The sequence below is a fragment of the Pseudoalteromonas sp. SG43-5 genome (assembly GCF_014164345.1).
GTDB lineage: Bacteria > Pseudomonadota > Gammaproteobacteria > Enterobacterales > Alteromonadaceae > Pseudoalteromonas > Pseudoalteromonas distincta.
Genome location: NZ_JACJFA010000004.1, coordinates 289,644 through 302,909, shown reverse-complemented (window position 1 = coordinate 302,909; position 13,266 = coordinate 289,644). Strand labels below are relative to the sequence as shown.

Genomic DNA, 13,266 nt, shown 5'->3' with positions numbered 1-13,266 from the left:
GCTCCAAATATGTCATGGGCGTATCAGGAACTGGCAAAGTTAGGAGGCTGGAAAGATACCAAGCGCACAGGGCGTGCATCTGTGAAAGTGTTATGGCAAGGATGGCTTAAGTTACAAGCCATCCTTGAAGGCTACGATTTAGCAAAATCTCTTGAGTCAGACTTGTGATCAAGAGACAGCTTAAAAAGCGCCTTGCTAACAAGTATGTGTGCTTAAAACATATCTTGATAGGAGTTTGTTGTGCTAAACGTAATTGCTTTTTCAAAGCCAGGTAAATGAATACTTTGCTCGTCTATTACAATGTCGTTGTCGTCAATAAGTCCGTCGCCAAAGCGATAAATAAGCTCGTACTGGCCTAAATCTGCTTGCGTTTGATACGTTTTCTGCGAAGCGCTAACCACACTATTTTTCTGTGTGTAACTAGTCATAACATCATCGCCATGGCGCTTAGCAAGCATTTGCATTGTTACTTTTGGTGAAAGTACAGTCGCTGTTGCATTGTTACCGCCAAAGCCTTTTGAATTTATAAAAGCAATATCCATATCAGCGCATTCGTAATGGCTATTACGAATATCAAGATGGTCGCTATAAACATCATCAGCCACTTTATCAATAGTGGTAATACCCGGCATAATATTATGACTAAATATGCCTAACGCAATCGCTAACTGGTCACCACTTGCAGGTGCAATAGTATGGCCAACATACGCTTTTGGCGCTGTTACTTTCCAGTTATCAATAGCAAACGTTTGCGCTACTTTATGATAAATCAAAGACTCTGTTACACGGTTTTGCGGTGTACTAGAACCATGAGCTAAAATAAAGCTACGTTCTTGCAGTGCTTCTTTACCTAATAAGCTGCTAGCAAGTGCAGCTGATTTTGCCATTGTAATATAGTTACCAGGTCCAGGTGATGTAATCGACTTTTTAACGCCATCTGCATTTACAAACACATCCGGTACGCTGCCCATAATATCAGCGCCCAACTCAAGGGCTAAAGCATCATCCATTAAAATAGCAACTTGCGCGCCTTCACCTAATGTAAAGCCACAGTTATCGCCAAATGGGCGACTGCTAGTACGGTAATCTGGTTCTTCATCATTTGATAAGTTATCTAAACGGCGCAAACCTTCAACGTTTGCAAGTGCACTCATGTTACCAAAGCCTTCTACAACTTCTGGTGTAATAGCGCACTCAACACTTGCGACAACCGCAACGCGTGTGCGCCCTGCTTGTATGTCATTAACCGCTGCACGTAAATTATATAAAAACGTTGCACATGCGCCCGAGGTCGAAAACGTAGTACCTACATTGCCCGTAACATAGGCATTAATAAAATCGGTAGACATTGTATTTAAGCCCAGTGCTAACTGCTTAGTGCTAACACGGTCGCCTTGTTGGCGCGCCTTTACTAAACCACCTAGGCCTTTGTCGTCCATTTGGCCAATTACCGATGCTGAATAGGTACCAATTTTATCTGGCTCTACGCTATTCATAATATGCTGCCAATCAAGCCCAGTTGATTTAATCGCATCTGTAGCTGCAAAAATAGTGGCTTGCAAACCACGAGGCTGATAGCGGCTGTTATACATAACTGATGGATCAAACCCAGTCGGAAATTGCCCAGCAGATTTAATTGGGTTATCGCGTGTTGAGTCATGCTTTACGTCTAAGTCGGCTGCAATAGTTACTTTAACTTTTTTGCCTTCAAGCTCTTCAACTTGCCAGCTAGCTGGAATAGGTGCAGGTAAGTCGCGAGCACGCGTTTCAAACACAATTGCGTTATCGCTTGATGCGGTTAGTGTCATTTTTTGCTGCCACGGTGTTGCGTCGGCATCAAAGTGTTCTTTTTCAATTTTACGAATAAGTGTACCAGCAATAATTTGCTCACCAAAGCGTGCTTCTATGTCGCTTTGCTCAACATTATTACCTTGTGTATCTTGTAATTGGCCGTTTACAACGCTTACTAGATTCATCAGTGTGGCGAGGCCTAAAAATGTTTCACTGCGATCTTGAGCATTTAAACTATCTAACACGATACGGCGATAACCTTGATGAAAAGAAGTACGGCCAGCGGCGTTAATGCCACCCATGCCTACTATAACGGGTAATGCTGTCATAATTTACCTTTTAGAAACGTGTTATAAGGAGAAGAGGCAGTTTAAATGGATTATGCACCACACATTGTGCTTTAATAGCCAAATATTCAGCACAAAAGGCCAAAATGTACTGGTCGGAGCATTTATATGACTGATAAACACACTAATCCACCTCTAAACATTGCTATAGCGGTATATCCGCATTTATTAGTGACTAGTTTAACGCTGCCTATAGAAATGCTAAGAGCCGGCGAGGCCTTTGCTAAAGGGCATCTTGATAAGCAAAGCTTTAGGCCACTTGCTATAAATTTAGTGGCTAAAAGTGCTGAATCTATACCCACCCGTGCAGGCCTTGCTATAAATCCTGATTGCATAACAACTAACGCGCCCTACAGCGATTTGATTATAGTGCCGGGTATTTGGCGGAACCCACGTCCAGTGGTGCGAACAAATCAAGAAATAGTTGATTGGCTAAGTGAAAGCTTTAGCGCAGGCAGCCATATAATTGGTGTCGGTACTGGCAACTGTTTATTAGCTGAGGCTGGCTTACTTGATGGCCACCCTGCTACCACCCATTGGCATTACGCCAAACAATTTAGCCATGACTACCCGCAGGTGCGCTTAAAGCCCGACTTTTTTATAACCCAATCAGAGCGCATGTATACCGTAGCAAGCCTTAATGCCCTTGCAGATGTTATCGTACATATTATCAGCCAGTACTACACAAAAGCCGCCGCGCAGCATGTAGAGCGTAATTTTTCGCACGAAATACGCAAACCCTACGAAGATCAACGCTATTTAGAAGGTGCAGTAGACCGCCACCCCGATGAGCTAATTGCGCAAATTCAATTTTGGCTAAAAACGAATTTAGCCACCGAGCTAAACTTGCAAGAAGTCGCTGCCCAATTTAGCTTAAGCTATCGTACTTTTACCCGCCGCTTTAGAGCCGCAACGAACCAAAGCCCTATTGAGTATTGGCAACAATTACGCGTAGAAGGTGCGAAAGAGTTATTAGCATCATCAAATTTATCAATTCAAGAAGTGGCTTTAGAAGTTGGATATAACGACCAAGGGCATTTAACCCGCGTGTTTAAAAAAGTATTAAGCCAAACACCCAGTGGCTACAGAAAAGTAGTTAGGAGAAAGTTGTTTGGCTAACCAGCGACGACACTCTAAATTGGCATTTTTTTATACATAAATTATACTCTTATCAATAATATAATTTACGCCATACCAAGGTAACTGCATGAGAGATAAACTTAGTAAGCACCTTTTTGATCCACAAAGCGATGCTTCTATTGAATCAAAGTTATTAAAGTTACTTTCACTTGTACGAAAACATTTAAGTATGGAAGTCGCGTTTATTTCAAAATTCACCAATACTGAGCGCGTTTTTAAAGTGGTAGATAACCAAACTACAAATACATGCGTATCAGTAGGTAATTCAGATCCAATTTGCGAAACTTACTGTAAAAAAATATCTGATAACGAGCTAGAACAAATAATCCCTAATACTCTTGAGCACCCAATAACCCGCAACATGCCAGTCACAGAAAAGCTAAATATTGGCTCTTATATTGGTGTACCCATTATTTTATCCACCGGAAAAGTTTATGGAACTTTTTGCTGTTATAAAACCGTATTAGACAATGCCCTGAACGACAAAGATTTGTCATTTCTTAGGCTCATTTCTGAAATAGCTACTGAGTTAATCGAAAAAAAAGTTCAGTCTGACATTTTAAATAATGAGTCAAAGTCGCTTATTGAAAATATTATAAAAACAAACGATATTACGATTTATTTTCAGCCCATATTTAATTTATCAACCAACCAACTTTCGGGTTATGAATCTCTGTCACGCTTTTTTATTGAACCCTATAAAACACCTGATATTTGGTTTAAAGATGCTGAAAAACTGGGTTTAGGAGAAGCATTAGAAATACTTGCTATACAAAATACATTACATTGCTTAGATCAATTTGATGAAAAAGCTTATATCACTATAAATACTTCACCTCAGCATATTTTATCAGGCTCAATAGACAAAGTATTACAAAGCATCGATTGTAATAGAATAATTTTAGAAGTGACTGAACATTCACCTATTTTAGACTACCAAGCGATGCAAACTGCACTTCAACCATTAAGAAGCAAAGGCGTAAGATTAGCTATAGATGATGTTGGAGCTGGCTATTCGTCTTTTCAACATATTTTAGAATTAGAGGCAGATATCATTAAGTTAGATATAAGCCTCACTCAAAATATAAATAAAGACAGTAGAAAGTTTTTATTAGCTAAAGCACTATGCGGATTTGCCAAAGCTATTAATTGCTCAATTGTAGCTGAGGGTATAGAAAATCAAGATGAATTAAACACACTAAGAAAACTAGGCGTTGATAACGTACAAGGCTATTTTATTGGGCGCCCAGCTCCTATTGAAGATGCCATCCAATATCAAACAATTACGCTATAATTAATAAACGCCACTTTTAGTGGCGTTCTGATTCGTTAAATTCTTTTCGATAATAGCGCTTTTGATAGTTTTTTACTTTAGTGTGTACGCCTTTGCTTAAGCTTTTAAATTTAGCCTCAAGTACGTCTACACCGTATAAAATACCGACCACCAGCACCGAGAGTTTTATTGCAGCCCCAAGGTTTTCTGTCGCTATCATCACGCCTATTGATGCAAGCACCCAAATGGTTGCAGCAGAGGTTACGCCAACTACCGCACCATCTTTTGCGAGCATAACGCCTGCCCCTAAAAAGCCAATACCTGTAATTATTTGCCCAACTACACGAGAATGATCTATTACATCCCCTTGTAAATTAAACGCAGTGGATAAAAACAAATACGTACCCAACGTTATTAGGGCTGATGTACGAATACCTACAGGCTTGCCGCGCAATTGGCGCTCTATTCCAATAATAGCACCACAAAAAGCCGCAGTACCAATAGCTGCCCATGAATACGGGGCTACATCAATTAAATCTAAAAAAGTCACTGTTAACCTTATATTTTATTAGCTATAGCCACCGCCGTTCTTAAACGTTGGCTACCAAACGCTGACATTTTGCTAAAATCATTTCGTGCAATAGGTACATATTGGCAATCTATTGCGAGCTGTTTATCGTTACCGGGCTCACAAAACGGATCGTGAACATACACGCAGTGCTCGTCAAGGTGCGTAACACACACCCAGTGTGGCGATTTTTTACCATCAAAACTGTATGTACTAATTAATAACAGCACACTAAAGCCTTTACTTAACCACTGCTCAATATGCTCAAGCTCTACATCTTTATACGTAAGCGGTATATTTGCTTGTGCAATACCATCTACAAATTGTTGATGCACGGTGGCAAGTACCACTTTTTTGTTTTCGTTACGTACGCCATCTAAAAACAAAGGCTCTGTGGTATTAACCATTACCTCGCTTTTAAAACCACGCTTATTAGCCCCAAGTGCCAAACCAAACGGATGGCAACCACCATGACCCGATGTCATAAAAATGGTGGTACCTTCACGCCAAAGTGCCAGCTCATGCGATTGGGTAAGCTCAGTTGTTGGCTCAAGTGCGCCCATTGCCATTAATAGTGCAGCAGGTCCGCACGTAAACTCAGTAGTTTGCTGATACCACGGCGTTAAACGCGCCACTTTTAACTCACTCGTTTGTCGAATGTTTTTTTGCATTCGTAGTGCGTCACTGTGGTCATCGTAATAATCGCTATATTGACCAAACACTCTGTAACCTAAGCTTTTATAAAGCCCTATCGCACCTTCGTTATTTACAGCCACTTCTAAACGAAGGTAAATACGCCCTCGCTCATACGTTTCTTTTTCAAGGCTAGTAAGCAATGTCTTTGCAACGCCCTTACCTTGCATTGTGGGTTTTACAGCAAGCGAATATAAACGCGCTAAACGAGTCCCTTTATGGCACCACACTAATCCATATCCACATACTTGCTCGCCATTTTGGGCAACGAGTAAAATACCGTGTTTTGCACTAAGCCAGCGTTTTAAACTACGCGGACTTAATTTATCGTTATTAAAGCAAGCGTTTTCAACGTCAATCAGTGCATTTAAATCACTACTAAGCGCCTTTCGAATAACAAGGTTGCTCATGTTATTACCCACGACCTCGAGCTTCTAAGCGTTGTTTAAACTCATCCATAATGATCATGTATAGCTCGTCGCCCAAATAGCCGTCTTCTACTTTGTGATCAATACTTGGGTTGTCGTTTACTTCAAGCACGTATGCTTTGCCTTGATGCTCTTTAACATCAACGCCATATAAACCCCTACCCACTGTTTTACATGCTTTCAATGCGGCATCTAACACCGCTTTTGGTAACTCAAAGGTTGGTAGAGTTTCAAAGCCGCCAGAGAAAAACCGTTTAGCGTCGTGGTTATAAATTTGCCAATGGTTACGCGCCATTAAATAGCGGCATGCATAAATTGCACGGCCATTTAACACACCCACTCGCCAATCATATTCGGTATACATGTACTCTTGTGCAAGCACTAATGCGCTATATTCAAACAGCTCTGTAAGCTTAGCGGCAAGCTCATCACGGTTTGAAACTTTAAACACACCTTTTGAGAACGACCCTTCAGGCATTTTTAAAACAAGCGGATACGTAAACGCTTCTTCTAATTGCTCAAGCGTTTCATTTGCTTGATCAGCCACTACAACCGTTTTTAAACTTGGCACTTTTTGATAATTAAATGCATCGTGTAAATACACTTTATTACAACAACGTAAAATAGACTCAGCATCGTCAATAACCACTAAACCCAGGCTTTGCGCTTTGCTTGCAAGGCGATACGTTGGGTGGTCAATCGCTGTAGTTTGGCGAATAAATAACGCATCAAACTGGGCAATGTTATCAATTTCGTCAAAGCTTAATGCTTGTGCATAAATACCGTGTTTAGCAGCTGCTTTAATAAAACGTGCAATGGCGTCTTTGTCACTCGGTGGTACTTTTTCGTTATGATCAACAAGTATTGCCATGTCCCATCTAAAACGACGTTGCACAGAACTAATACGCCACTGCGTTTTAGTAAAGTTATCTAGCTTGGCTACAAATTCGCTGTACTGCTGCTCGCTTAAAGACGACATCGAGCCTTGTTGCAATAATCCTTGTTCATCAACAAATAAAATAGGCGCTGGGTATTGTTTAAATACTGACTTTGCCGCTTTTGATTGTAAATCGTTTTGGGCATTACCAAAGTAAAGTGTGCCATCTATTTGGCCCACATTTAACATAGGAGCTTGGCCACTACGAAGAGCATTAATGGTTTTTACACTGGGTAAAACTTGGTGCTTGCGCGCCTCTGCAAGTAATGAGCAATAGTAACCTTTGCTCAAGTATTGGCTTGAGTCGCACAGATTAATAATGCGTGTTTTTGGTTCGTTATGTTTTGGGTAATCACGTAAGTAGGTATTAAACGTAATTACATTTTCGAACGATTGAGCAAGCGTTTGCTCGTTGTTATCAACCACAATTAAGGTTTTAAACACGACTTTTCCTAGTTAAGTCAAAATATAAAAAGCATGCTTAGTAAAATACTAAGCATTATAAATAGAAACACCCATCGTACTAAGTGGGCATTGCGCGAATCACTTAATATGATGGGTGCTTTAACAGGTACCTACTGTACGAGTTAGCGCTTAAATTGCTTAAGCGACATGTGCTTTATATGCCCTTTTTTAAAAACGCACAAACGAGATATTTTTAGCGTGAAGATGAAAAATATTGATTAACTATATTTTCCAACTAATGCCGATTAAAATACGCAAAACAATACCTTATGAGAGTTAAAAATGTCGCTACCTGCTTGCCCAAAATGCCAATGTGAATATGTTTACGAGGACCAACAACTGCTTGTTTGCCCCGAGTGCGCCCATGAGTGGAACCCTAATAATACAAGCGATGAACACGCAATTTTAGTTAAAGATGCCAATGGCACTTTGCTAAATGATGGTGACAAAGTGACAGTAGCCAAAGATTTAAAAATTAAAGGCAGCTCGCAAGTAATTAAAATTGGCACCAAAGCGGTAGTTAGAAGAGTGCTTGATAAAAAAGATCACGAACTTGATTGTAAAGTAGAAGGCATTGGCGAAATGATGGTAACAGCGAAATTTGTGAAAAAAGCTACCTAAAATTGGATATTTAAAATATAGGATGTTAGATGAAAAATCATAAAAATAAATTCATCCAAGCCTTATGGCCTGTTATTGAAGCCTATTATTAGTGCGTATAATAGATTTTGTTTAACTGCTATTAGTTGGTGTATATCTAAAGGTCCACCTACATTTAATAAGGCGAATTATCGCTTAGGTATATTTAAGCATTTAACCTCCTCAGCTAAATGAGGAGGTAACTCTTGAACTGATCTGTTTACATTTCAACTAAAGTGCTTTTTAAGCTTTGATTACCCAGTAAAGAAATCAAATACGTTACCAAGTGTTGATGATGAACCTTTATAAAATTCAGTAAAACTACATCGACTGCATGTCACAGCGGTGTACTTTTTATTTTGAACATCAAAAATTCTTGACCAAAAGCCACCCGAAACTCTTATTTCACCGGTATCAAATTCGTTATTATTACACTTAGAGCAAGACCAATTGTTATGTCTCATATTTCAACCTCCATATTATTTATATACGGTATATTAAACACTTAAGGAACGTGTGTAGCAATTTTTTTTAATAAACAAACCAAAATTTAGTTCTTATATTTGTTAAGTTGGAATTTTGATAGATGTTTGGATGGCTTTTTAATAATTGCTTCTTATAATAATTAGTATGAGGGTCATACTAATTTCACTCAGGGATTACCTACTTGTTAGCTGTATATTACGTTAGCAACAAAAATTTTCGTAAGTCTCGCTCTTGCCTCATTACGTGCAAAATATATACTTTATTGTTATCTTTTTTGTAAAATATACGACAAGGATTCACGACCAGTTCAAGATAATTTAGGTTAGCTAACTCAATTGGTTTTTTACCTGATTCAGGAAAGGGTTCGAGACGTTCAACTTTTTCAAATATTTTGGCAACCAATTTTTTCGCTGACTGCAAATTGCTTAATGCGATATATTCAGCGATATCGTTAAGATCATCCAAAGCTGGATTAGTCCAAATTATTTCAGCCATTTATTCATTTTATCTTTAGCTTCAACATTCGACATGGTTTCACCACGACTTATTGCCTGCTCTCCTTTTGCAAGAGACTCAAGAATTTGCATACGTTTTTGCATAAATTCATAATCATCAACATCTACTAAGTATGCAGATGGTTGTCCATGTTCAGTTATCAACACAGGTTCTTTAGAGGAATGAAGTTCAGATAATATCTTCGTTGCTTGACGCTTCAATGTTGTTACTAGTTCTACTCTCATAATAATCCCCAAACAAATGTATCACTATAGTAGCACCGAGTAGCCAACTTGGGAAATACAACAAACGAGGCTGTAAAACCACTAAAATCAATTAAAAAGAGAGCACCTAACGTCAACCCTGCTCATTTTTAAACTATTAGGTACTTCTCATTATATGCCTTTGTACAAATTGAAATACACACCACGTTACGCTATAAAACATAGCTGTAGGTTGGATAAATGGCAAAGCTATGCCATCCGACAATTAATTTATGATTATAAATAAGCGATTATTACGTTGGCATAGCTTTTTCAGATGGTGTTCTCTTAAAAAACCAAAGCTTTATAAAATCTCTACCACCACATATTCGTGGGCTTTACCTGCAATTGTTAACGTAATTTCATCATCAATCTGTTTATTTAATAATTGCTTACCCATTGGTGCGCCGGGTGTTACAACAGCAATTGCATGTTGTTTAACATTTACGGTTAAACCACCTGCTGCAGGGCCTAAATAAAACCATTTTTGCGCTGCGTTATCATCCTCTAAACACACCAACGAACCGATAGCTATTTTGTCGGTTGGCTTTTCGTTAAAGGCAGGCTCAAACAATTCTATGCTTTTATAGCAATCGTTTACGCGCTGGGCTTGGCCTTGTGCTAAATAAGCGGCTTCGAGCCCAAGGGTATCGTATTTGTTTTCGGCTATGTTTTCTTCATGTGTGGCGGTGTCGTGCGCGGTTTTTGCCGCTACTTTTGCTGTTGTAAGCTGCGCTTCTAGCGCAAAGCGAAGATGTTCGATAACGTGGGTTTTATTCATGGGGATTAGTACAATACAGGCAGTAAAAATAAGGCAGTTAGTTTAACATTTTTGCTAGGCTTAAAACCATTGTTTTAAACCCCCGCAAGTTTGGTGGGAATACTAGCGGGGCTTAAATTAGCATTAAACAAGCAAAGAGCTGTTGGTTGGTGCAGGTCTTTGCTTGTGCTTTATTAAAACCTTATGGCATATCTAATAATGTCTGCGTGTGGGCATCTACTTTAACTTCGTAGTTTTTAGCGCTTAAGCCCAATAGCTCTGGCAAAGTTGCCGCTATACAAATAGACGAGAACGTACCCACTACAATGCCGGTAAATAATGCAATAGCAAAGCCTTGCAGTGGTGCGCCTGCAAGTAACCAAACGCTGGCAACCGTTGCAAGTGTGGTGCCCGACGTTATTAAGGTGCGCGTTAGTGTGCTTTTAATCGCATTATTAATAATAGTCGCTGGGCTAAGTATATTGTTTGATTGAACACGTAAAAGCTCACGCACTCTATCCCCTACTATTATTGAGTCGTTAAGTGAGTAACCAATAATAGCCAGTAAACTTGCCAGTACGGTTAGGTTAAATTCAATTTGTAATAGTGAAAATAACCCAAGTACGAGTATTAAATCGTGCACTAGCGCTACCACAGAGCCGAGTGCTAATCGCCATTCAAAACGCACTGCAAGGTAAATCATTACCGCAATCATTGCAGCAAACATGGCTAAACAGCCTTGATCAAATAACTCATCGCCCACTTGTGAGCCAATATAAGCTGACGATAAAAGGTGTGCGTTTATATCATCGTTTTGTGTAACAGCGCTTTGCCAATCAAGGCTATTACCTGTTGTTGATGCACTTGGCGCTTCTCTTAATTGAAAATGACTATTACCTTGCGCGGTTAGCTCAAACTCACCGTTGTGATTTTTAGCAATAAACGATTGAAGCTCTTTTAGTTCAACACTTTGACTGGTTGTAAACTCAGTTAAATAACCGCCGGTAAAATCCAGGCCAAAATTTAGACCTTTTTGCGTAAGCGTAAATACTGATAGCAGCACTAACATGGCGCTTAAAAGCATGCCCATAAAGCGTAAACGTGTGCCCGCCTCGCCTTTCAAAAAAGTGTTAAGCATGTGCTTTTACTCCTGCTTTTTTACCCATTTTTAAATACAACGTTTGGCTTAATATTTTTGATACGTACACACCTGTAAATACAGACGTTAAAAGCCCCAGTGCCAATGTAATGGCAAAACCTTTAACGGGCCCATAGCCTATGCCGTATAAGATAAGTGCGGTGATCATGGTGGTTATATTGGCATCAAATATTGTATTTGCGGCTTGTTTATACCCCTCTTGAATAGCTTGATATGGTGCACGGCCTTGGCGACGTTCTTCTTTAATGCGTTCAAATATTATTACGTTAGTGTCTACCGCCATACCTATGGTTAGCACCAGACCTGCAATACCCGGAAGCGTTAACACAACCCCTGGTAATAATGACATTAAGCCCACAAGCGACGTTAAATTTAATATAAGTGCTACGTTTGCAATAAGGCCTAAACGGCGATACCAAAGCGCCATAAATGCAAGCGTAATACCCATGCCTAACATAAGCGCGGCTAAGCCATTACTAATATTTTCGCTGCCGAGGCTTGGCCCTATTGTTTGTTCGTGCACAATTGTAACGGGTGCTGTAAGCGAGCCTGCACGTAATAACAATGCTAGATCGGCTGCCGCTTGTTGGCTTTTCATATTGGTAATACTAAAACGCGAACTTAAATGCTGAGCAATATTGGCAACATTAATAACTTCGCTTTTTTTAACTACTTCACCTTTAGCATTTTGAGAATACTCAGAGTAAACCGTCGCCATTGGCTTACCAATATTGGCTTTTGAAAACGCCGACATTGCATCCCCTCCTTGGCCGTCTAGGCTTAGCTGTACCAATGGTTTACCCCAATCGTCGCGGCCTATGTTTGCATTATTAATATGATCGCCTGTAAAAATTGGCACAGGATCGAGCTTTATCTTTCCGCCCGATTGCATATTAAATGTTTGCCCGCCAATTTCTTTTAATTGATAAAAACCAAGCGATGCTGTTGCACCAATAATACGTTTTGCTTCGGTTGGATCTTGCACGCCAGGAAGCTCTATACGAATGCGATGTTTGCCTTGTTGCTGTGTTACCGCTTCAGTAATGCCTAACTCTTCAATACGTGAACGAAGGGTTGTAAGTGTTTGGCCCATTACTTCTTTATCAAAGCTGCTGCGGCCTTGCTCTGAATAACTAAATTTGGCAGTTTTAACGCTGCCATTATTGCTTGTTACAACGGCAAAATTAGCAAACCGGCTTTGTAGCTCTTCAATAACGGGGGTTAACTTGTCTATTGCATTAGGCAATGCGTTTATTTCAAACCCGTGCTGAGTTTGCTGCGCTTTTACGCCATGTGCTTTTTGCTTAATAATGATTGATTTAGCTTGTTGATACGCACTGACTAACTGCTCATCAACGGCTTTATCTAAATCTACGTCTAGTAAAAATAGCACACCGCCATTTAAATCAAGGCCCAGCTTTATTGGTGATAAACCAAAATCTTGTAACCATGTTGGGCTGGTTGCATGCTCAACAATTTTAACGTGTGTGTTCGGGTATTGCGCTTTTATAGCCGCTTGCGCCTGAGCGCTTTTAGTTGGCTCGTTTAAAAGTACATTAATAGTCGATTGCTTATCTAAGCCCTGCTCAACCTCAAGTCCTTGGTTATTTAAAAAAGTAACTAAGGTTTTAGTGCTTGGTAAAGATTGCGTTTCGCTGTGCGGCGCGGCACTGATATGCAACCACGATTTATTTGGATATAGGTTTGGTAATGCGCTAATAGCTAATAAAACCAATACTATTAGCATGGCGATATAGCTTAATTTAAATTTAGCCGTAGACGGCTTTTTATCTTTTTTAAAACTTAACATCTTTAATCCTTA

The 13,266-nt window shown here is 39.7% G+C and carries 13 protein-coding genes and 1 pseudogene; 4 read left to right on the top strand and 10 right to left on the bottom strand.

Annotated features, from left to right (window positions below; all coding sequences use genetic code 11):
- A pseudogene (locus H5161_RS06810) lies at positions 1 to 168 on the top strand (IS4 family transposase); the annotation flags it as partial.
- A gap of 44 nt (positions 169 to 212) precedes the next feature.
- On the opposite strand, the gene H5161_RS06805 reads toward H5161_RS06810, so the two are convergent.
- Positions 213 to 2,120, bottom strand: coding sequence for a beta-ketoacyl synthase (locus H5161_RS06805; RefSeq protein ID WP_182694988.1), 1,908 nt, complete (start codon positions 2,118 to 2,120; stop codon positions 213 to 215).
- Positions 2,121 to 2,246: 126 nt separating this feature from the next.
- Between H5161_RS06805 and H5161_RS06800 the strand changes: the two genes are divergently transcribed.
- Both H5161_RS06800 and H5161_RS06795 read left to right on the top strand, forming a co-directional pair.
- Positions 2,247 to 3,257: a GlxA family transcriptional regulator gene (locus tag H5161_RS06800; protein WP_138488986.1), complete on the top strand. Its 1,011-nt coding sequence runs from the start codon at positions 2,247 to 2,249 to the stop codon at positions 3,255 to 3,257.
- An 88-nt stretch (positions 3,258 to 3,345) separates the two neighbouring features.
- Positions 3,346 to 4,572 carry an EAL domain-containing protein gene (locus H5161_RS06795; RefSeq protein ID WP_182768980.1) on the top strand — a complete coding sequence of 409 codons (1,227 nt, stop codon included), beginning with the start codon at positions 3,346 to 3,348 and terminating at the stop codon, positions 4,570 to 4,572.
- A gap of 16 nt (positions 4,573 to 4,588) precedes the next feature.
- On the opposite strand, the gene H5161_RS06790 is transcribed toward H5161_RS06795, so the two are convergent.
- From H5161_RS06790 to H5161_RS06780, 3 genes are read right to left on the bottom strand one after another with little or no spacing between them, the layout of a single operon-like run.
- Complete coding sequence (locus H5161_RS06790) at positions 4,589 to 5,101, bottom strand: MgtC/SapB family protein (protein WP_002960746.1); 513 nt, start codon at positions 5,099 to 5,101, stop codon at positions 4,589 to 4,591.
- Positions 5,102 to 5,109: 8 nt separating this feature from the next.
- Positions 5,110 to 6,222 carry a GNAT family N-acetyltransferase/peptidase C39 family protein gene (locus H5161_RS06785; protein ID WP_182768979.1) on the bottom strand — a complete coding sequence of 371 codons (1,113 nt, stop codon included), beginning with the start codon at positions 6,220 to 6,222 and terminating at the stop codon, positions 5,110 to 5,112.
- Between the two features lie 4 nt (positions 6,223 to 6,226).
- Complete coding sequence (locus H5161_RS06780; RefSeq protein WP_182694985.1) at positions 6,227 to 7,621, bottom strand: RimK family protein; 1,395 nt, start codon at positions 7,619 to 7,621, stop codon at positions 6,227 to 6,229.
- Positions 7,622 to 7,924: 303 nt separating this feature from the next.
- Here H5161_RS06780 and H5161_RS06775 point away from each other — a divergent pair, with 303 nt between their 5' ends.
- Positions 7,925 to 8,263 (top strand): zinc ribbon domain-containing protein YjdM, encoded by a 339-nt coding sequence (locus H5161_RS06775; protein ID WP_182768978.1) that lies wholly within the window; start codon positions 7,925 to 7,927, stop codon positions 8,261 to 8,263.
- 272 nt (positions 8,264 to 8,535) lie between these two features.
- On the opposite strand, the gene H5161_RS06770 is transcribed toward H5161_RS06775, so the two are convergent.
- The 6 genes from H5161_RS06770 to secD form a co-directional block, all read right to left on the bottom strand.
- Positions 8,536 to 8,745 (bottom strand): zinc ribbon domain-containing protein, encoded by a 210-nt coding sequence (locus H5161_RS06770; RefSeq protein ID WP_007582647.1) that lies wholly within the window; start codon positions 8,743 to 8,745, stop codon positions 8,536 to 8,538.
- A 217-nt stretch (positions 8,746 to 8,962) separates the two neighbouring features.
- On the bottom strand, positions 8,963 to 9,262 hold the full coding sequence (locus H5161_RS06765; RefSeq protein ID WP_024605992.1) for a type II toxin-antitoxin system RelE/ParE family toxin: 300 nt from the start codon (positions 9,260 to 9,262) through the stop codon (positions 8,963 to 8,965).
- Positions 9,250 to 9,507, bottom strand: a complete 258-nt coding sequence (locus H5161_RS06760) for a type II toxin-antitoxin system Phd/YefM family antitoxin (RefSeq protein ID WP_010555056.1) — start codon at positions 9,505 to 9,507, stop codon at positions 9,250 to 9,252. Before H5161_RS06760 ends, H5161_RS06765 begins: the two co-directional genes overlap by 13 nt.
- Before the next feature lie 322 nt (positions 9,508 to 9,829).
- Entirely contained in the window at positions 9,830 to 10,306 is a 477-nt protein-coding gene (locus H5161_RS06755; RefSeq protein ID WP_007582643.1) for a GreA/GreB family elongation factor, read from the bottom strand.
- Between the two features lie 181 nt (positions 10,307 to 10,487).
- Positions 10,488 to 11,423: a protein translocase subunit SecF gene (gene secF / locus H5161_RS06750; RefSeq protein ID WP_182768977.1), complete on the bottom strand. Its 936-nt coding sequence runs from the start codon at positions 11,421 to 11,423 to the stop codon at positions 10,488 to 10,490.
- On the bottom strand, positions 11,416 to 13,254 hold the full coding sequence (secD, locus tag H5161_RS06745; protein WP_182768976.1) for a protein translocase subunit SecD: 1,839 nt from the start codon (positions 13,252 to 13,254) through the stop codon (positions 11,416 to 11,418). The genes secF and secD overlap by 8 nt, the downstream gene beginning before the upstream one ends.
- Between the last annotated feature and the right edge of the window lie 12 nt (positions 13,255 to 13,266).